The sequence below is a fragment of the Streptomyces sp. AK02-01A genome (assembly GCF_033795305.1).
GTDB lineage: Bacteria > Actinomycetota > Actinomycetes > Streptomycetales > Streptomycetaceae > Streptomyces.
Genome location: NZ_JARBAE010000043.1, coordinates 46,596 through 64,639, shown reverse-complemented (window position 1 = coordinate 64,639; position 18,044 = coordinate 46,596). Strand labels below are relative to the sequence as shown.

At 70.0% G+C, this 18,044-nt stretch carries 15 protein-coding genes; 5 read left to right on the top strand and 10 right to left on the bottom strand.

What is annotated here, in order from left to right; translation table 11 throughout:
- Positions 1-89: 89 nt before the first annotated feature.
- Positions 90-1,115, bottom strand: coding sequence for an ATP-dependent 6-phosphofructokinase (locus PV679_RS29520; RefSeq protein WP_319683592.1), 1,026 nt, complete (start codon positions 1,113-1,115; stop codon positions 90-92).
- Between the two features lie 324 nt (positions 1,116-1,439).
- Between PV679_RS29520 and pta the strand changes: the two genes are divergently transcribed.
- From pta to PV679_RS29500, 4 genes are all read left to right on the top strand, one after another.
- The gene (gene pta, locus PV679_RS29515) at positions 1,440-3,515 is read left to right on the top strand and encodes a phosphate acetyltransferase (RefSeq protein ID WP_319683590.1); all 2,076 of its coding nucleotides are present in this window, start codon (positions 1,440-1,442) and stop codon (positions 3,513-3,515) included.
- A gap of 86 nt (positions 3,516-3,601) precedes the next feature.
- Positions 3,602-4,834: an acetate kinase gene (locus PV679_RS29510; RefSeq protein ID WP_319683598.1), complete on the top strand. Its 1,233-nt coding sequence runs from the start codon at positions 3,602-3,604 to the stop codon at positions 4,832-4,834.
- Between the two features lie 74 nt (positions 4,835-4,908).
- Positions 4,909-6,336, top strand: a complete 1,428-nt coding sequence (pyk, locus tag PV679_RS29505; RefSeq protein WP_319683588.1) for a pyruvate kinase — start codon at positions 4,909-4,911, stop codon at positions 6,334-6,336.
- 163 nt (positions 6,337-6,499) lie between these two features.
- Entirely contained in the window at positions 6,500-7,729 is a 1,230-nt protein-coding gene (locus PV679_RS29500; RefSeq protein WP_319683587.1) for an MFS transporter, read from the top strand.
- A gap of 279 nt (positions 7,730-8,008) precedes the next feature.
- On the opposite strand, the gene PV679_RS29495 is transcribed toward PV679_RS29500, so the two are convergent.
- The 4 genes from PV679_RS29495 to PV679_RS29480 form a co-directional block, all read right to left on the bottom strand.
- Positions 8,009-9,289 (bottom strand): hypothetical protein, encoded by a 1,281-nt coding sequence (locus PV679_RS29495; RefSeq protein ID WP_319683586.1) that lies wholly within the window; start codon positions 9,287-9,289, stop codon positions 8,009-8,011.
- Complete coding sequence (locus tag PV679_RS29490; protein ID WP_319683585.1) at positions 9,279-9,824, bottom strand: DUF6114 domain-containing protein; 546 nt, start codon at positions 9,822-9,824, stop codon at positions 9,279-9,281. Before PV679_RS29490 ends, PV679_RS29495 begins: the two co-directional genes overlap by 11 nt.
- Before the next feature lie 148 nt (positions 9,825-9,972).
- Complete coding sequence (locus tag PV679_RS29485) at positions 9,973-10,611, bottom strand: DUF6230 family protein (RefSeq protein WP_319683584.1); 639 nt, start codon at positions 10,609-10,611, stop codon at positions 9,973-9,975.
- 643 nt (positions 10,612-11,254) lie between these two features.
- On the bottom strand, positions 11,255-12,232 hold the full coding sequence (locus PV679_RS29480; RefSeq protein ID WP_319683582.1) for a tetratricopeptide repeat protein: 978 nt from the start codon (positions 12,230-12,232) through the stop codon (positions 11,255-11,257).
- A 316-nt stretch (positions 12,233-12,548) separates the two neighbouring features.
- Between PV679_RS29480 and PV679_RS29475 the strand changes: the two genes are divergently transcribed.
- Positions 12,549-13,220 (top strand): TetR/AcrR family transcriptional regulator, encoded by a 672-nt coding sequence (locus PV679_RS29475; protein ID WP_319683581.1) that lies wholly within the window; start codon positions 12,549-12,551, stop codon positions 13,218-13,220.
- Between the two features lie 45 nt (positions 13,221-13,265).
- Here the strand turns inward: PV679_RS29475 and PV679_RS29470 are convergent, their stop codons facing one another.
- The 5 genes from PV679_RS29470 to PV679_RS29450 all read right to left on the bottom strand — a co-directional run bounded on the left by PV679_RS29470 (position 13,266) and on the right by PV679_RS29450 (position 17,959).
- The gene (locus PV679_RS29470) at positions 13,266-14,126 is read right to left on the bottom strand and encodes an ABC transporter permease (protein ID WP_319683580.1); all 861 of its coding nucleotides are present in this window, start codon (positions 14,124-14,126) and stop codon (positions 13,266-13,268) included.
- Complete coding sequence (locus PV679_RS29465) at positions 14,086-14,955, bottom strand: ABC transporter ATP-binding protein (protein WP_319683578.1); 870 nt, start codon at positions 14,953-14,955, stop codon at positions 14,086-14,088. Before PV679_RS29465 ends, PV679_RS29470 begins: the two co-directional genes overlap by 41 nt.
- On the bottom strand, positions 14,952-15,407 hold the full coding sequence (locus PV679_RS29460; protein ID WP_319683577.1) for a MarR family winged helix-turn-helix transcriptional regulator: 456 nt from the start codon (positions 15,405-15,407) through the stop codon (positions 14,952-14,954). The genes PV679_RS29465 and PV679_RS29460 overlap by 4 nt, the downstream gene beginning before the upstream one ends.
- 102 nt (positions 15,408-15,509) lie before the next feature.
- A complete protein-coding gene (locus PV679_RS29455) occupies positions 15,510-16,172 on the bottom strand; it encodes a GNAT family N-acetyltransferase (RefSeq protein ID WP_319683575.1) in 663 nt (220 codons plus the stop codon).
- 86 nt (positions 16,173-16,258) lie between these two features.
- Complete coding sequence (locus tag PV679_RS29450; protein ID WP_319683596.1) at positions 16,259-17,959, bottom strand: methylmalonyl-CoA mutase; 1,701 nt, start codon at positions 17,957-17,959, stop codon at positions 16,259-16,261.
- Positions 17,960-18,044: the final 85 nt, after the last annotated feature.

The window sequence follows — 18,044 nt, the reverse complement described above, 5'->3', positions numbered from 1 at the left end:
CGCCACCCCCGCCGGCGACAACCCGCACCACACCACCGGGCCCCGCCCAAACCGGACCGCAACCCGCAACCCCCGCCGGAGGCGACCCGTTAGAAGACGGATTCCGCTTCGAACATCCTGTCCTCCGGCACCCGCTTGAGCTGTGTGACGGCCTCCGCGAGCGGGACCATCTCGACCGCCGTGCCGCGCAGCGCCGTCATCCGGCCGAACTCGCCGCGGTGCGCCGCCTCCACCGCGTGCCAGCCGAAGCGGGTCGCGAGCACCCTGTCGTACGCCGTCGGTGTGCCACCGCGCTGCACATGACCGAGGATGACCGGCCTGGCCTCCTTGCCGAGGCGCCGCTCCAGCTCCGCCGCGAGACGGTTGCCGATGCCCTGGAAGCGTTCGTGGCCGAACTGGTCGATCTCGCCTTTGCCGTACTCCATCGTGCCCTGTGCCGGATGCGCGCCTTCGGCCACGCAGATCACCGCGAACTTCTTGCCGCGCGAGAAGCGCGCCTCGACCATTTTCACCAGGCTGTCGACCTCGAACGGCCGCTCCGGCAGGCAGATGCCGTGCGCACCGCCGGCCATGCCGGACTCCAGCGCGATCCAGCCCGCGTGCCGTCCCATGACCTCGACGACCATCACGCGCTGGTGCGATTCGGCGGTGGTCTTGAGCCGGTCGATGGCCTCGGTGGCGACCATGACGGCGGTGTCGAAGCCGAAGGTGCGGTCGGTCGAGTAGATGTCGTTGTCGATGGTCTTCGGTACGCCGACGACCGGCATTCCCGCGTCGGAGAGCAGCCGGGCCGCGGTGAGCGTGCCTTCGCCGCCGATCGGGATGAGCGCGTCGATGCCGTACCGGCGGGCCAACTCGGCGCAGTTCTCGGCGGCTTCGCGCAGCCGGCCGCGCTCCAGCCGGGCCGAGCCGAGGATGGTGCCGCCGCGAGCCAGGATGCCGCTGACGGCATTGAGGTCGAGAGGACGGAAGTGGCCGTCGAGCAGTCCCTTGAACCCGTCCTCGAAGCCGATGACTTCGTCTCCGTAGCCGGTCATGGCGCGGTGCACGACCGAACGGATCACTGCGTTCAGGCCGGGACAGTCGCCGCCTGCGGTGAGAACTCCGATACGCATCGTGCTGTGTCTCCTGCTCGCTAGTGCTGTGCTTTTCTGGGGGCCGGGCCTCGGCCCCGAAGCATGAGCCAGTCCGATCCTCCCACGGACGATCCGGATCGTCCGGGCTGGTGGTTCCTCACGTTTTTCACCGCGGGAGGCCCCGTTCCTGTGCGGTCGGCCCGCGACGGTCGGCCGGACAGGGCCTAGCCACCCACGGAGGTATTGTCAAGAGGGCATTGCCACCCTAACGGGAATGTGTTCACACGAGCCGGGACATCCCACGGGCGCGCGGACACACCGTCGGCGCGGGAGTCCCACACGAGCATGGACGGGAGAGCACGCGTGACGCGCAGCGTGTACGTGACCGGGATCGACCGCGGTGACGGGCGGCAGGTCGTCGAGCTGGGAGTGATGGAGCTTCTGACCCGCCAGGTGGACCGGGTGGGAGTCTTCCGGCCGCTGGTGCACGACGGACCGGACCGCCTCTTCGAGCTGCTGCGGACCCGCTACCGGCTGTCCCAGGACCCGGCCACGGTCTATGGCCTCGACTACCACGAGGCGTCCGCGCTCCAGGCCGAACAGGGCACCGACGAGCTGGTGTCCCGGCTGGTGGACCGGTTTCACCAAGTGGCGCGCGAGTACGAGGTCGTCCTTGTCCTCGGCACCGACTTCGCCGCCACTCAGCTTCCCGACGAGCTGTCCCTGAACGCCAGGCTCGCCAACGAGTTCGGCGCCTCCGTGATAGCCGTGGTGGGCGGCAAGGGACAGTCGGCCGAGTCGGTGCGGGCCGAGGCGCGCAACGCCCACCGGGCCTATGAGGTCCTGGGATGCGATGTGCTGGCCATGGTCGTCAACCGGGTCGCCGCCGAGGACCGCGCGGCCATCGCCGAGCGGCTGACGGCCGGGCTGCCGGTGCCCTGCTACGTACTGCCGGACGAGCCGGCGCTCGCCGCGCCGACCGTCGCCCAGATCACCCAGGCCCTCGGCGGCACGGTGCTGCTCGGCGACGATTCGGGCCTGGCCAGGGACGCGCTGGACTTTGTCTTCGGCGGCGCGATGCTGCCGAACTTCCTGGGCGCGCTGACGCCCGGCTGCATGGTCGTCACGCCCGGCGACCGGGCCGATCTGGTGGTCGGCGCGCTCGCCGCCCACTCGGCGGGCACTCCGCCCATCGCGGGCGTGCTGCTCACGCTCGACGAGCGGCCCGGCGAGTCCATCCTGACGCTCGCCGCCCGGCTCGCGCCCGGCACGCCCGTCGTCTCGGTGCCGGGCCGCTCCTTTCCCACCGCGACCGAACTCTTCGGTCTGGAAGGGAAGTTGAACGCGTCCACACCGCGCAAGGCGGAGACCGCGCTCGGCTTGTTCGAGCGTCATGTGGACACCGCCGATCTGCTGGCCCGGATGTCGGTGGCCCGCAGCGGCCGGGTGACTCCGATGATGTTCGAGCACGCGCTGCTGGAGCAGGCCCGCGCGCACCGCCGCCGGGTCGTCCTGCCGGAAGGCTCGGAGGAACGCGTGCTGCGCGCCGCCGACGTACTCCTGCGCCGTGACGTGTGCGATCTGACCCTGCTCGGTGACACCGAGACCATCCGCAAGAAGGCAGCCGACCTCGGTATCGATCTGAGCACGGCGCGGCTGATCGACCCGGCCGTCTCGGAGCTGCGCCGCGGCTTCGCGGAGCGGTACGCGGAGCTGCGCGCCCACAAGGGCGTCACGGTGGAGCTGGCGTACGACGTGGTGGCGGACGCGAACTACTTCGGCACGCTGATGGTCCAGGAGGGCCTGGCCGACGGCATGGTGTCGGGCGCGGTGCACTCGACGGCGGCGACCATCCGGCCGGCCTTCGAGATCATCAAGACGAAGGGATCCGCCTCGATCGTCTCCTCGGTCTTCTTCATGTGTCTCGCCGACGAGGTCCTGGTGTACGGCGACTGCGCGGTGAACCCGGATCCGGACGCGGAGCAGCTCGCGGACATCGCCGTCCAGTCCGCCGCCACCGCCGCCCGGTTCGGAGTGGATCCGCGCATCGCGATGCTCTCGTACTCGACCGGCACCTCCGGCTCGGGAGCGGATGTCGACAAGGTGCGCGAGGCCACCAAGCTGGTGCGCGGCGCCCGGCCCGATCTGCGGATCGAGGGACCGATCCAGTACGACGCGGCGGTGGAGCCGTCCGTCGCCGCGACCAAGCTGCCCGGCTCCGAGGTGGCGGGCCGCGCGACGGTGCTGATCTTCCCGGACCTGAACACCGGCAACAACACCTACAAGGCCGTGCAGCGCTCGGCCGGAGCCGTGGCCGTGGGTCCGGTGCTCCAGGGCCTGCGCAAGCCGGTCAACGACCTCTCGCGCGGAGCGCTCGTCCAGGACATCGTCAACACCGTCGCGATCACGGCGATCCAGGCGCAGGACGAGACCGAGTGACCGCCGCCTCCACCGCCGCCTCCACCACCGCCTCCACCACCGTTTTCACCACCACGACGACCACCACAACAGAAGGCACTCGATCCGTGACCGCGCACGCCACCCGTGTCCTTGTCCTCAACTCCGGTTCCTCGTCGGTGAAATACCAGCTACTGGACATGCGGGACAGCTCCCGGCTCGCGCTCGGCCTGGTCGAGCGCATCGGTGAGCAGGACTCCCGGGTGACGCACACCACGCTGACGCCGGAGGGCTCCGAGAAGCGTGAGCGCAAGGGTCCGGTCGCCGACCACACGGAGGCTCTCAAGGTGGTCTCGGAGGAGCTGAGCCGCGACGGGCTCGGGCTGGACTCACCGGAGCTGCTGGCGGTCGGCCACCGGGTGCTGCACGGCGGCATAGAGCTGACCGATCCCACCGTGGTGACCGATGAGGTCATGGCGACCCTGGAGCGGCTGCGTCCGCTCGGACCGCTGCACATGCCGGCGAACATCGCCGGGATCCGTACCGCGCGTGAACTGCGCCCGGACCTGCCGCAGGTCGCCGTCTTCGACACCGCCTTCCATACGACGATGCCGGAGTACGCGTACCGCTACGCCATCGACGTGGAGACGGCGGACGCCCATCGCATCCGCCGCTACGGCTTTCACGGCACCTCGCACGCGTATGTCTCGCGCAGGGCCGCCGAGCTGCTGGGCCGGGATCCGGCCGAGGTGAATGTCATCGTCCTGCATCTCGGCAACGGCGCCTCGGCGTCGGCCGTCGCCGGTGGCCGGTGTGTGGACACATCGATGGGACTGACCCCGTTGGAGGGGCTGGTGATGGGTACGCGTTCCGGAGACATCGATCCGGCCGTGACCTTCCATCTGAAGCGGGTCGCCGGAATGTCCGTGGACGAGATCGATGAACTTCTCAACAAGAAAAGCGGTCTCGTCGGCCTCTGCGGGGACAACGACATGCGTGAGATCCGCCGCCGGATCGACGCGGGCGACGAGCGGGCGCGGCTCGCCTTCGACATCTACATCCACCGGTTGAAGAAGTACATCGGCGCCTACAGCGCGGTCCTCGGCCGGGTGGACGCGGTGGTCTTCACGGCGGGCGTCGGCGAGAACGCGGCCGAGGTGCGGGAAGCCGCTGTCGCAGGTCTGGAGCCGCTGGGCCTGGCGGTGGACGCCGCGCGCAATACCGTACGTTCCGGCGAGGCGCGGATCATCTCGCCGGACGATGCCCGGGTCGTGGTGGCCGTGGTCCCGACCGACGAGGAGCTGGAAATCGCGCAGCAGACCTTCGCACTGGTCGGTGGAGCTCGCACGGTCGACGCCTGAGCGCGTGCCCGCCCATTTGTACTTTCCACCAGTCGGAATATTCCGCGTCGAAACAAACCGATAGGATCCGCCTCATGCGCCGTTCCAAAATCGTCTGCACACTGGGCCCCGCCGTCGACTCCTACGAGCAGCTCAAGTCGCTCATCGAGGCCGGTATGAATGTGGCCCGTCTGAACATGAGCCACGGGAGCCACCCGGAGCACGAGGAGCGGTATCACCGCGTCCGCGCGGCGGCGAGCGACACCGGCCGCGCGGTCGGCGTCCTCGTCGACCTCCAGGGTCCCAAGATCCGCCTGGAGACCTTCGCCGAGGGCCCGGTCGAGCTGGTGCGCGGTGACGAGTTCACCATCACCACCGAGGACGTCGCCGGTGACAAGTCCATCTGCGGCACCACGTACAAGGGCCTGCCCGGCGATGTCTCCAAGGGCGACCAGATCCTGATCAACGACGGCAACGTCGAGCTGCGTGTGGTCGAGGTCGACGGGCCCCGGGTCAAGTCCATCGTCATCGAGGGCGGTGTGATCTCCGACCACAAGGGCATCAACCTGCCCGGCACGGCGGTGAATGTCCCGGCCCTGTCGGAGAAGGACATCGAGGATCTGCGCTTCGGCCTGCGGATGGGCTGCGACATGGTCGCGCTCTCGTTCGTCAGGGACGCGCACGACGTGCTCGACGTACACAAGATCATGGACGAGGAGGGCCGCCGCGTCCCCGTCATCGCCAAGGTGGAGAAGCCGCAGGCGGTCGCCAACATGGAGGCGGTCGTCGCGGCCTTCGACAGTGTCATGGTCGCCCGTGGTGACCTGGCCGTCGAGTATCCGCTCGAAAAGGTCCCGATGGTGCAGAAGCGGCTGATCGAGCTGTGCCGCCGCAACGCCAAGCCGGTGATCGTGGCGACCCAGATGATGGAGTCGATGATCACCAACTCCCGTCCCACCCGCGCCGAGGCGTCCGACGTCGCGAACGCGATCCTGGACGGCGCGGACGCGGTCATGCTCTCCGCCGAGTCCTCGGTCGGCGCGTACCCGATCGAGACGGTCAAGACGATGTCGAAGATCGTGGTCGCCGCCGAGGAGGAGCTGCTGGCCAAGGGCCTCCAGCCGCTGGTCCCGGGCAAGAAGCCGCGCACCCAGGGCGGTTCGGTGGCCCGCGCGGCCTGCGAGATCGCGGACTTCCTGGACGGCAAGGCGCTGGTCGCCTTCACCAAGTCCGGTGACACGGCCCGCCGTCTCTCCCGCTACCGCGCGGTCCAGCCGATCCTGGCCTTCACCACGGACGAGTCGGTCCGCAACCAGCTCGCTCTGAGCTGGGGCGTCGAGTCCTTCGTGGCTCCGCACGTGGACAACACGGACGCGATGGTCGACATCGTCGACGCCGAGGTGCTGAAGCTCCAGCGCTACAGCGAGGGCGACGTCATGGTCATCACGGCGGGCTCTCCTCCCGGCGTCTCCGGCACGACGAACATGGTCCGGGTGCACCACCTGGGCGGCGAACACGACTGACGCGTATGCCCGTACGACGGTGGGCCGCGTCCCGGACGGGACGCGGCCCAGTGGCGTACGGGGGCGTCCGGCGACGCGGTCCGGTGGTCTTCCGGGCCCGCTGCTAAAATTGAGCGCGTTGGCCTTCGGCGGCTCCCAGCGGGAGCGTCCGGAGGCTTTTTTCATGCCTTCCGACACTCCCGCGCCCACCGGGCCCGCCACCACCACCTATCGCGATCTGCTCCGCGTCAGCGAGTTCACCGGCCTGTACGTCAGCTTCACCTTGACGGCCGCCGCCACCACCTTGTCGGGCTTCGCACTCGGCACGCTGGTCAACCACCAGACCCGCTCTCCGTTCCTGACGGCCGTGAGCATGTACGGCGCCACCTTCGCCGCCGTGCTCGGTGCCCTGACGCTGATGTCGGTCGCGGACGGACGGCGGCCGCGCCGGACCGTCGTCGCGCTCCAGTGCGTCTCGCTGGCCGGAGTCGCCGCGCAGGCGATCCCGGGACTTCCGCTGGCGGCCCGGTTCGTCCTGCTCCTGGTACTGGGGTTCTTCCAGTCGCTGGCGACCGGCACGCGGATGGGACTGCTCGTCGAGGTCGTACCGGACTCCGCCTACGCGCCGGCGCGTTCCCTGATGAACATCACCTCCGGTGGCACGGCGATCCTCGGCTACGCGATCGGCGCCGTGCTGCTGCGGTATCTGAGCCCGGCAGAGGTCTTCGTCGTCGCCGCGGTCCTGACCGGACTCGGGCTGGCCGTGCTGGCGGGCACCGTCCGGGACCACTCGATCCGTCTCACCCGCCGTCCCGGACTGCGTCAGACCTGGAAGACGAACGCCGCGCTCTTCTCGCACGCGGGCCAGCGGGCGCTGCTGCTGAACCTGTGGGTGCCCAACGGTCTGGTCGTCGGCTGCGAGGCGCTGTTCATCTCCTACGACCCGGACCACGCCGGCGTCTTCCTGGCCGCCGGATCGGCGGGCATGCTCCTCGGGGACCTGACCGTCGGCCGGCTGCTCAGCGCGGACCGGCGGCGCCGCTGCGCGTTCGCTCTGCGGCTGCTGCTCGCCGCGCCGTATCTGCTGTTCGCCGTCCATCCGCCGGTCCTGGTCGCGGCGTTCGCGGTGTTCGCCGCCAGTGCCGGATTCGCCGCCACCCTGCCGCTCCAGGAGCGGCTTCTCGAACTGACCCCCGATCCGGTACGCGGCCAGGTCCAGGGCGTCGAGTCCGCCGGACGGATGACATGGCAGGGCATCGGCGCCGCGATCGCCGGCGGCCTCGCCCAGCACCTCGCGCCCGGCACCGCGATGACCGCCGTCGCCGCCGTCTCCGTCGCCGTCACCGTGGCCTCCCGGCCGCTCGTGGCCCGCGCCCGCGCCATCGACCGGGACGGCGTCCGGACCGTGTCCTAGGCCCTGTCTGACACATCCCGCCTGGCCTGCGACGCCTGGCACGCACGCTCACCGCGTTGTCGGAGTCATCCGAGTACGTCCAGTACACGGATGATCCTCCGCCTTGGGACCGCACGCACCAGACGTCGCGGGCCCCGCCCTCCGGGCGGACGGCGCTATCTGTCAGACACGTCCCAGGCGCGTACGGCGGCCGGGCCCGGCACAAGGCTGTGGCCCGCGCCGAACGCGCCGAACGCGCCGGTGCGGGCCACAGTTTTCCCGCGGCTCCCGGGAGTCTGTTCAGTCCGTGAGGTAGTTCTGCAGGCCGGGGACGGTGAGAGTGCCGCCGAACTGGCCCGCCTGAGTGACCTGGACATCGGTGAAGAAGGCGAATGGGACGTTCACCGGCGGCGGCGTCTCCGGACTGAACGTGATCGGGATCAGGCCGAAGAGATTGCCCTTCAACTCCTCGGTGTACATCGTCACTTCGCCACCGCGGATGGTGGAGGTGGAGCCCGCGCGCGCCTTCACATGGGCCGTCCTGCCCGCCGGATAGACGACGGTCTGGTGCAGGTCCTTGATGTCCAGTGTGGCGGCCGTGAACTTCAGCGCCTTCTTGATCTTGCCGCTGCCGGTCTTCACCTCGACGATGCCGTGGTAGTCGAGACCGTTCAGCGTCAGCACCGAACTCCGCAGCGTCCACGGGTCGTCCGGCAACAGCGGTATGGACGGCTCCAGTTCGGCCGCGGCGAGAGCGTCGGGATCGGCGGTCGGGCACGGGAAGGGTTCCTTGCCGTCCGCGCCTGCCGGCAGGTCTTCGTCCTCGCGGGCGTCGAGCCCCTTGGCGTCCTCGTCCAGTTCCTCGACGGTGGCGCCGGCCTTCTCCGCCGCGTCCTTGATGGCGTCCTTGGTCGCGTCCGCCGCCCCGTCGACGGCCCCGTCCACCGCGTCGCCCACCGGACGGTCCGGCTCCTGCCCGGCCGCCGGTTTCCCGGCCGGCTTCTCGCCCGGCTTCCCGGCGGCGGGAGCGCCGGACGCCGGAGCGTTCGCCGGCTTCTCACCGGGAAGGCCGAGCAGATCCCCGAGCGCGTCTCCCAGCCCCAGCGGGTCCAGCGGATTCCTGGTCTTCGTCGGCGTCGGCCCGGGATCGGCGGGCGCGTCCGGCGGCGTGGACCCGGGCGGCTCCGGGGCCGAACTGCCCGGCGGCCGTGGCCCCGTACCGTCCCCGCCCGGTCCGGCCGTACCGCTCGCGGACGGCGCCGGTGTCGCCGACGGCGACTCGCCGGGCTTCGGTGACTCCGACGCGGACGGCGACGCGGACGCGTCCGGATCGTCCGAGCGGGTCACGCACGGGCCCGGCGCGTACGGGATGTCCCTGCTGTCGTCGGCCAGCGCGAGCCGGGGAGTGAGCCCCATGCCCACGAAGACCGCCGTCGGCATCGCGGCCAGAGCCATCGCCTTGCCGGCGGGTATCTGCAGCTTGGTCAGGAGCGACTTCCTCGGAGCCGCGTGGCGCGGCCCTCTTCTCACCCGGGAATCTTCGCGTCCGGCCGCGATCCGCTGCGCTTCGTCACCCCGCACTGTTCCTCCCGCCGTTGGCGTGGGCAGTCATATCCGTCACGTTCGGGTCCTCCCCGTCGCGCGGTGCGGGGAAGAAGGAGTCACCGTCGCCGCTGGGCTCCGGTGCCTGGTGGGGGGTGTCGTGCTCGGCGGCCGGTTCGACGGGCCTGCCCGGTGCCCACGAGATGGAGAGCGCGCCACCGAGCAGAGCGAACAGGAAGCCCACGAGAAAGCCGCCGATATTGGAGACCGGGATCGAGACCAGCGCCAGCAGAATGGCCGCGACACCGGCGAAGACCCGGACAATGCTGTGGAACCACATCGTCAGCCCGAGTGTCACCAGCAGTACGCCGATGATCAGCGAACCCGCGCCGGCCGTGGTGGACATGGCCAGTGTGAGATTGCCGAGGTGGAGCTGCGCGTAAGGGAAGTAGGCGATCGGCAGCCCGCCGAAAAGAGTGAACAGGCCCGCCCAGAACGGCCGGGCGCCTCGCCAGGCACGGAACCGAAGCCGCCAGTAGGTGAATCCGCGGGAACCTGTGGACTCGGCGCTCATGGAAAACAGCTCCCTGGAAAGCGGTGTCGCGAAAAGAGAACAGGGGGCCGAGCGGGCCGGACAGTCCTACGAACACGTCCGGCCCGCCCGAGGGTCGTGCACAGGGCCTCTCGTCCGGATCTCGCCGGGCCGATCCAGACGAAAGACCCTAGTAGCACTCGTACTTCTTGGGATCACCGACGTTGAGCCTCAGGTTCAGGTCAGGAAGCCTGAAGGTGCCCGCGGTGGTTGCCCAGGCCGTCTGCTTCACATCGGTCAGCGTGGCCTTCTCGGCCTGCTGGGCGAAGCCGTACGGGTTTGCCTCCGTCCCCTTCTGGATGCCCGGGGACTTGTTCTGGCCGGCCGCGACACCGATGTCGATGTTCTTGAACACAGCGTCGGCGTCCAGCGACTCGACATCGAGGTAGAGGTTCTCCGCCGTGATATCGGTGCCCTTGTCGCCGGCCCTCAGGACCAGCGTCACGCTCGTGTTGAGCAGCGGCAGCGGAGTGACCACGGACTGGCACATGTTCGTGATCTCGGCCCGCTTGAAGCCGGAGACGGCCACCGGGTGGATGGCCTCCTTGCCCTCCAGGTCGGTGCCCTTGGCGACTCCGCCGTACTGCACGAAATCGTGACCGACCAGCTTGTCGGCCCTCACCTTGAAGCTCTGGCCCGACACGCTGAACGACGCGGCCAGCGCCCCCTGTGCGAGGGCGACACCTATCGCTGCCGTCGCGGCCACGCTGGGCACCATGACGACAGCGAACCGCTTCCATCTGGTTCCGCCACGGACTTGGGACTCCATGAATTTCCTCCTTCTCGGACGTACATCTCCGGACCGGGCCGGAGCCCGTCCTGGGATGGGAGAAGTGCTACGTCCTCGGGAAGGAGAGCGCCTGTTCCGGAGGCGCGAGGCGCGCCCGGAACCACCGGCGATCACCCCCGAGCGACAACCACTGGCCACGCCTTCGCGCAACCTCTGGACAGGCCCTGCCCGTAGGCAGGAACCCCCCTGTCCGGGCCGGCGGCGCTGCCGCCGGTCCGCTCGGTGGGGACCCAGGACCGACGGCGCGACCGGCTGCCGTGCTGGTGCGGTATTGGACCGAGCGTCGACGATCGTGGTGCATTCACGCCCATGACACAAGGGGGTTCGTTACTGGCTAGTAACGGCCCGATAACCAGCCGTCGACGCGCCGGTACCGGGCGGCCACACAGGGTGCCGTCAACTCGCGCGACATTAACGGCGGTTGCCCGCCATAGAGGGACAGATCGGCAGGGTTGATTTACTGCGAGTAACAGCAGCCGCGTTTGCCAAGTTTTGGCAAAGTGTGGCCGCTGTTGTCACTCTGCCGCCAAATTCGCGGCGCGCCACCAAGCCCTCGGCGCGCCGGGCACGCACGACACGCCCGCGGTCGCCGCGTGCCCGGCATGCCCGGCGCGCCGGCGGATCAGAAGAGAACGCGCGCCAGGGCCGACCGCGCCGCCGTCACTCTCGGGTCGTCGCCGCCGATGACCTCGAACAGCTCCAGCAGCCGCAGCCGCGCCGCGTCGCGGTCCTCGCCGAACGTACGGCGCACGGCCTCCACCAGCCGGCCGAAGGCGTCCTCCACATGTCCGCCGACCAGATCGAGGTCCGCCGCGGCGATCTGCGCCTGGACGTCCTCCGGCTTCTCCGCCGCGTCCTTGCGCACCTGCTGCTGGTCCATGCCCTGTACTCGCGCGAGCAGTTCGGCCTGCGCGAGACCCAGCTTGGCCTCGGTGTTGCCGGGGTCGTCCGCGAGCACGTTCCGGTACGCCCGCGAGGCACCCGCGAAGTCATTGGCGTCCAGGGCCTGTACGGCCGCTTCCAGCAGGGCGTCGTACGGTCCTTCGGGGACGACGGCTTCCCGCTCCTCGTCCGTGTCCGCCTCCGCGCCGGCGTCGACGGCGATGCCGGTGAGCCCGAAGCGCTCCTCACCCACCTGGATCAACTGGTCGAGGGTCTGGCGGATCTGGGTCTCCGGGGCCGCGCCCTGGAAGAGCGGCAGCGCCTGGCCGGCCACCACCGCGAAGACCGCGGGAATGCCCTGGATCCCGAACTGCTGCATCAGCATCTGGTTGGCGTCGACATCGATCTTGGCGAGGACGAACCGGCCGTTGTACTCCCGCGCCAGCCGCTCCAGTACCGGACTGAGCTGCTTGCACGGCTCGCACCACTCGGCCCAGAAGTCGATGACGACCGGGACCTCGGTGGACCGCTGGAGGACATCGCGCTCGAAGCCGGCTTCGTCGACATCGATCACCAGGCTGGAGGGAGGTACGGCACCGGTGCCACCGTGACGGGCCGCCTCCGCGCGGGCCTGCTCGGCCTTGGCCTTGGCCTCACCGGCCGCCTTCACCGCGGCGAGGTCGACGACGCCGCTCATGGACATGTTCCTAGGCTGCATGAGTACATCCTCCCCCTTCGGCGCACACTTCAGGAAAGCGATGCGCCCGCGCCGTAAGGAAAGCGGTCTGTCCGGCCGTCCCCGCCGGTGTGCGAGGTGTACGGACAGACGCGGTCCCGAGGTCGACGCCGGGTCCCCACCCGGACGTCAGTGGTCGTCGCTGTGAGCCGGTCACGGCTTTCGCTACGGGTCGTAGCGTAACTTCACCTTCCGGTACGCGCGCGAGATTCTCCCGGTGAACTGGATCACAGCGGATCGCCTACTGGCCGGTATGGTCGCGTTCATGTGTAGCCGCACCCGCCCCGACGGAGGCCCTATGTCCGACGCGGGGATGTCCGACGCACGCGGGTCCGACGCGAGCCGTACGGGCCGTCCGCGCAGCGCCGCGGCCGACTCCGCGATCCTGGAGGCGACCCGGGCCGCGCTGGTGGAACTGGGCTGGTCCAGGCTGACGATGGGCTATGTGGCGACCCGCGCGGGCGTCGCCAAGACCACTCTCTACCGGCGCTGGGCCGGCAAGAGCGAGCTGGTGGTCGACGCGGTGGCGGTCCTCTTCGACGAGCTCGAACTCCCCGACAGCGGCAGCCTGGCCACCGATGTCGAAGGAGTGGTGCTCCAGTTCGGAGCGCTGCTGGAGCTGCCGGAGACCAAGACCGCGCTGATGGCGGTGGTCGCGGAGTCGACCCGGGACGAGGCGCTGCGGCGGCGGATCCGCGACTCGATCGTGCACCGCCAGAAGCGGCTGGTGCTGCTCGGACGGGAACGTGCCCAGCTCCGTGGTGAACTCCCGCGCGAGCCGGACGAGACGACCGCGGCGCGCAGCGCGGATCTGATCTTCGATGTGATCGCCGGCGCGGTGGTACACCGCTCGCTGGTCAGCGCCGAACCGGTGGACCGGCAGTGGGCGCGCGGCTTCACCGCGCTGCTGCTCGGCGGCCTGGCCACCGCCGCGTCGACGCCGCCGCCGGTCGCCGCGCCGCCTCTCTGACGGACCGGCGGACCGGCGGACTCGCGGACCGGCGGCCGGACCGGCTCATCTCGCCAGGCGTCCCAGCAGCGACGAGGCCGCCGCGATACCGGCCGCCGCGGCCGCGAGCAGCACGCCGTAATCGAGCAGAAGGTGCGAGGACGTCCCGAGCAACAGCCCGCGCAGGGCGTCGACCTGATAGCTCAGCGGGTTGATCTTGCTCACCACCTGGAGCCATCCCGGCATGATCGCCACCGGATAGAGGGCGTTGGAGGCGAAGAAGAGCGGCATGGTGATGGCCTGGCCGATGCCCATCAGCCGGTCGCGCGTCAGCACGATGCCCGCGATCGTCATGGACAGACAGGAGAAGAAGGCGGAGCCGAGGACCACCGCGACGGCGACTCCCAGCAGTTTCAGCGGATTCCAGGTCAGTCCCACGCCGAGGGCCGCGGCGATGACGATCACCACCACCGCCTGGATCAGCGCCTTGACGCCGGAGGCGAACGCCTTGCCGCTGATCAGCGCCGCTCTCGGAGTCGGCGTCACCAGCAGTTTGGTGAGGATGCCCGCGTCCCGCTCCCAGATGATCATGATCCCGTAGAAGATCGCGATGAACATCGCGGACTGGGCGATGATGCCGGGCGCGAGATAGTCGATGTACGGGATGCCGCCGGTCGGGATGGCCTTGATCCGGGTGAATGTCTCACCGAAGATCAGCAGCCACAGGGCCGGCTGGATCGCCCGGGTGTACAGCTCGGTCCGGTCGTGGCGCAGCTTCTGGAGCTCGACCACACACATCGCGATGACCCTGGCGGGCAGGACGCGCCAGCCCGTACGCGCGCGCGGCGCTACGAGAAGCAGATCCAGCCGGCCGGGATCCAGGGCCTCAGCCGACGCGGGACGCCGTGCGGCGGGTGCTTCGGACATCACGGAAGTCGCCTCCTTCCTCGTCGAGGCCGCTGCCGGCCACATCGCGGAAGACGTCCTCCAGCGTCGGCGCGGCATCCTTGGCTCCCGAGGCCCGGCGGCGCTCCCGCAGATCGGCCCTCAGCTCCTCCGGCGTGCCGAGCGCGCGGATCTGTCCGTGGTGCATCAGCGCGACGCGGTCGCAGTACTGGTCGGCCTCGTCCATGTAGTGCGTGGTGACCAGGACGGTCATGCCCGTGGCGTTCCGTACGGCGTTGATGTGCTCCCAGACGCTGGTGCGCGCGATCGGGTCGAGGCCGATGGTCGGCTCGTCCAGCATCAGCAGCCTGGGCGCGCTGACCAGCGCCTGCGCGAGTTCGAGGCGGCGGATCATGCCGCCGGAGTAGGTCTTGGCCATCCGGTCGGCCGCGCCGGTCAGATCGACCGCCTCCAGCGCCTGCGCGACGCGCTCGGCGCGCTCGCGGCGGGAGACGTCGAAGACACGCGCGAACAGCGTCACATTCTCCCGGCCGGTCAGCGCGGAATCGGCGGAGAGCTGCTGCGGTACGTAACCGAGCAGGCGGCGCACCGCCATCTTCTCCTTCGCGGCGTCGTGGCCGAACACCCGCACCATGCCCGCCGGGACGGGCAGCAGCGTGGTGATACAGCGGATCGCGGTGGTCTTGCCGGCGCCGTTCGGGCCGAGAAGGCCGAAGACCTCGCCCGCGCCCACCGAGAGGTCGAGGTCGTTGACGGCCTTCGTCTCGCCGAACCGATAGTTCAGGCCGCTGCAGGTGACGGCGTCCGGCGCGTCGGGGCGCTCGGGTCCTGTTGGCACATCCTCGCTCATATGCCCTCCACTTCCTGGTGCAGGTTCTGGGCGAGCCTGCGCAGCGCCGGGAGCGCCGCGGCGAGGGCCGCCCGTTCCTCGTCCGTCAGACGTTCCACCTGCTCACGCATGAGCGCGCTGCGGCGTGTCTCCCAGGCGCGCAGCCGGGACTCGGCCGCCGGAGTCGGCAGCAGCAGCGCGGAGCGGCGGTCGTCCGGATCGGTCTCGCGGCGCAGATAACCGGCCCGGCTGAGCTGGTTGACCAGCGTGGAGACCGAATTGCCCGCGAGATACAGCTCCTTGGCCGCCGCCGAGACCCGTATGCCGGGACGGGCCGTGACCAGTCTCAGGAGTTCGACCTGTGCGCCACGCAGCGGCGGTGTGGTCAGACCGTCGCGCAGCCGCCGCCGGATCGTCCGCTGGACACCGGCCAGCACTCCGGCGAGCGAGTCATGGAACTCCTCCGTGGACATACAAGCATTTTAGCTCTCACTCAGAGGTATGAGCCAGCACGCGTCTGCCGGAGCCGCCGCCGGACGCCCGGCGGCGGTACAGGTGCCCTCGGCGCGCGGCGGTCAGCCGCTGGTCACCGCGGTGTACGCGGTCGCCTCCACGGCGAGACCGGCCGGTTCCGGGTCGGCGGCCAGGCGGGCGTGCAGATGCTCGTCGTGGTAGGCGCCGTCACCGAAGAGGTGCGAGTCGCGCAGCGTGCCTTCCGCCGGGTAACCGCAGCGCAGAGCCAGTCGGCAGGACGGCTCGTTGCCGACCGCGTGAGCGATCTCGATCCGGCGGGCGCCGGCCGTCGCGAAGGCCCAGGCGGTCGCCGCCGCGGTCGCTCTGGTCGCCACCCGCCGGCCGCGCGCCTCCGGCAGGGTCCAGTAGCCGGTCATCGCCAGCCCGTCCGCGCGGTCGACCCAGCGCACACTGACACTGCCCAGCAGCGCGCCGTCGGCGGCGAGCACGGCGAAGGCGGCACCGACACCGCGCTCCCAGCCCTGGTCGCGGGCGTCCAGCCAGGCCGTGGCGGCGGCGCGGTCGGCGGTCGCGAGAGGGTTCCAGAGGGCTATCAGCGGATCCGCCGCGGCGGAGACCAGGCCGTCCAGCACCTCCTCCCGCTCGGCGCCCCAGGGACCCCACGGCCGCAGCAGCACATCACCCAGATCGAGTGTGGCGCGGACAAAGGTCCGCCGGTCGACAGGACTCTGAGTGGCGGGCGGAGGCGCGGAGGCGGCAGTCATGGCAGCCTTCCTACCGGACCGTCACACCTCTGGCCACCGATTTTCCACCGCGCCTTCCGCGACCCCGGGCCCTGTCGGGACAGCCCTTAAAATCCGGGCGGCTCCGTGTACGTGCCCCACTCGTCCCGCAGGACGCCGCAGATCTCGCCGAGCGTCGCCTCCGCCCGGACCGCCTCCAGCATCGGAGCGATCATGTTGGAGCCGTCGCGGGCGGCGGCCAGCATGGCCTCCAGAGCCGTACGCACCCGCGCGTCGTCGCGCGCGGCCCTGCGGTCGCCGAGGACCTGGACCTGGTCGCGCTCGACCTCGTGGCTGACGCGCAGGATCTCCAGGTCGCCGGTGACCGAGCCGTGGTGGACGTTGACGCCGACGACCCGCTTGTCGCCCTTCTCCAGCGAGCGCTGATACTGGAAGGCGGACTCGGCGATCTCGCCGGTGAACCAGCCGTCCTCGATGCCGCGCAGAATGCCCGAGGTGACCGGCCCGATCGGATGCCGTCCGTCCGGATGGGCCCGCAGGCCCCGTTCCTTGATCTGGTCGAAGATCTTCTCGGCCTCGGCCTCGATCCGGTCCGTGAGCTGCTCGACGTACCAGGAGCCGCCGAGCGGGTCGGCCACATTGGCGACGCCGGTCTCCTCCATCAGCACCTGCTGCGTGCGCAGCGCGATCTCGGCGGCCTGCTCGCTCGGCAGCGCGAGCGTCTCGTCGAGCGCGTTGGTGTGCAGCGAGTTCGTGCCGCCGAGGACGGCCGAGAGAGCCTCCACGGCGGTCCGTACGACATTGTTGTACGGCTGCTGCGCGGTCAGCGAGACTCCGGCCGTCTGGGTGTGGAAGCGCAGCCACTGCGCCTTGTCGGTGCGCGCGCCGTACACCTCCTTCATCCAGCGCGCCCAGATCCGCCGGGCCGCGCGGAACTTCGCGATCTCCTCGAAGAAGTCGAGGTGCGCGTCGAAGAAGAAGGAAAGACCGGGCGCGAAGGTGTCCACGTCCAGGCCCCTGCTGAGGCCCAGCTCCACATAGCCGAAGCCGTCCGCGAGGGTGTAGGCCAGCTCCTGCGCGGCCGTCGCGCCCGCTTCGCGGATGTGGTAGCCGGAGACGGAGAGAGGCTTGTACGCCGGGATGGAGCGCGCGCAGTGCTCCATCAGATCGCCGATCAGACGCAGATGCGGCTCCGGCTGGAAGAGCCACTCCTTCTGCGCGATGTACTCCTTGAAGATGTCGGTCTGGAGCGTGCCGTTGAGGACGGCCGGATCGACGCCCTGCCGCTCCGCCGCGACGAGGTACATGCAGAAGACCGGGACCGCCGGGCCGCTGATCGTCATCGAGGTGGTGACATCGCCGAGCGGGATGTCACCGAAGAGGATCTCCATGTCGGCGGCCGAGTCGATGGCGACGCCGCAGTGTCCGACCTCGCCGAGCGAGCGCGGGTCGTCGGAGTCGCGGCCCATGAGCGTGGGCATGTCGAACGCCACGGAGAGCCCGCCGCCGCCCGCCGCCAGGATCATCTTGTAGCGCTCATTGGTCTGCTGGGCGTTGCCGAAGCCGGCGAACTGCCGGATGGTCCAGGTCCGGCCGCGGTAGCCGGTCGGATGGAGTCCTCGGGTGAAGGGATACTCGCCGGGCCAGCCGATCCGCTCGAAGCCCTCATAGGTGTCGCCGGGCCTGGGCCCGTAGACGGGCTCCACCGGGTCACCGGAGAGCGTCGTGAAGTCCGCGTCGCGCTTGCGTGCCTTGTCGAACCGGGCCTGCCAGCGCAGGCGGCCCTCTTCGATGGCGTCCGAGTCCATACCGTCCCTGCCTACACCGTCCATACCTCGAATTTACTAGGACGTCCAAGTAAATGTCGACCGATGAGCCGCCCGCGTCTCGTGC

Excerpts from the sequence above, each read along its gene's own strand:
- PV679_RS29520 (WP_319683592.1), bottom strand. The coding sequence starts at position 1,115 with ATGCGTATCGGAGTTCTCACCGCAGGCGGCGACTGTCCCGGCCTGAAC.
- pyk (WP_319683588.1), top strand. The coding sequence starts at position 4,909 with ATGCGCCGTTCCAAAATCGTCTGCACACTGGGCCCCGCCGTCGACTCC.
- PV679_RS29500 (WP_319683587.1), top strand. The coding sequence starts at position 6,500 with ATGCCTTCCGACACTCCCGCGCCCACCGGGCCCGCCACCACCACCTAT.
- PV679_RS29490 (WP_319683585.1), bottom strand. The coding sequence starts at position 9,824 with ATGAGCGCCGAGTCCACAGGTTCCCGCGGATTCACCTACTGGCGGCTT.
- PV679_RS29485 (WP_319683584.1), bottom strand. The coding sequence starts at position 10,611 with ATGGAGTCCCAAGTCCGTGGCGGAACCAGATGGAAGCGGTTCGCTGTC.
- PV679_RS29480 (WP_319683582.1), bottom strand. The coding sequence starts at position 12,232 with ATGCAGCCTAGGAACATGTCCATGAGCGGCGTCGTCGACCTCGCCGCG.
- PV679_RS29475 (WP_319683581.1), top strand. The coding sequence starts at position 12,549 with ATGTCCGACGCGGGGATGTCCGACGCACGCGGGTCCGACGCGAGCCGT.
- PV679_RS29470 (WP_319683580.1), bottom strand. The coding sequence starts at position 14,126 with ATGTCCGAAGCACCCGCCGCACGGCGTCCCGCGTCGGCTGAGGCCCTG.
- PV679_RS29465 (WP_319683578.1), bottom strand. The coding sequence starts at position 14,955 with ATGAGCGAGGATGTGCCAACAGGACCCGAGCGCCCCGACGCGCCGGAC.
- PV679_RS29460 (WP_319683577.1), bottom strand. The coding sequence starts at position 15,407 with ATGTCCACGGAGGAGTTCCATGACTCGCTCGCCGGAGTGCTGGCCGGT.
- PV679_RS29455 (WP_319683575.1), bottom strand. The coding sequence starts at position 16,172 with ATGACTGCCGCCTCCGCGCCTCCGCCCGCCACTCAGAGTCCTGTCGAC.
- PV679_RS29450 (WP_319683596.1), bottom strand. The coding sequence starts at position 17,959 with ATGGACTCGGACGCCATCGAAGAGGGCCGCCTGCGCTGGCAGGCCCGG.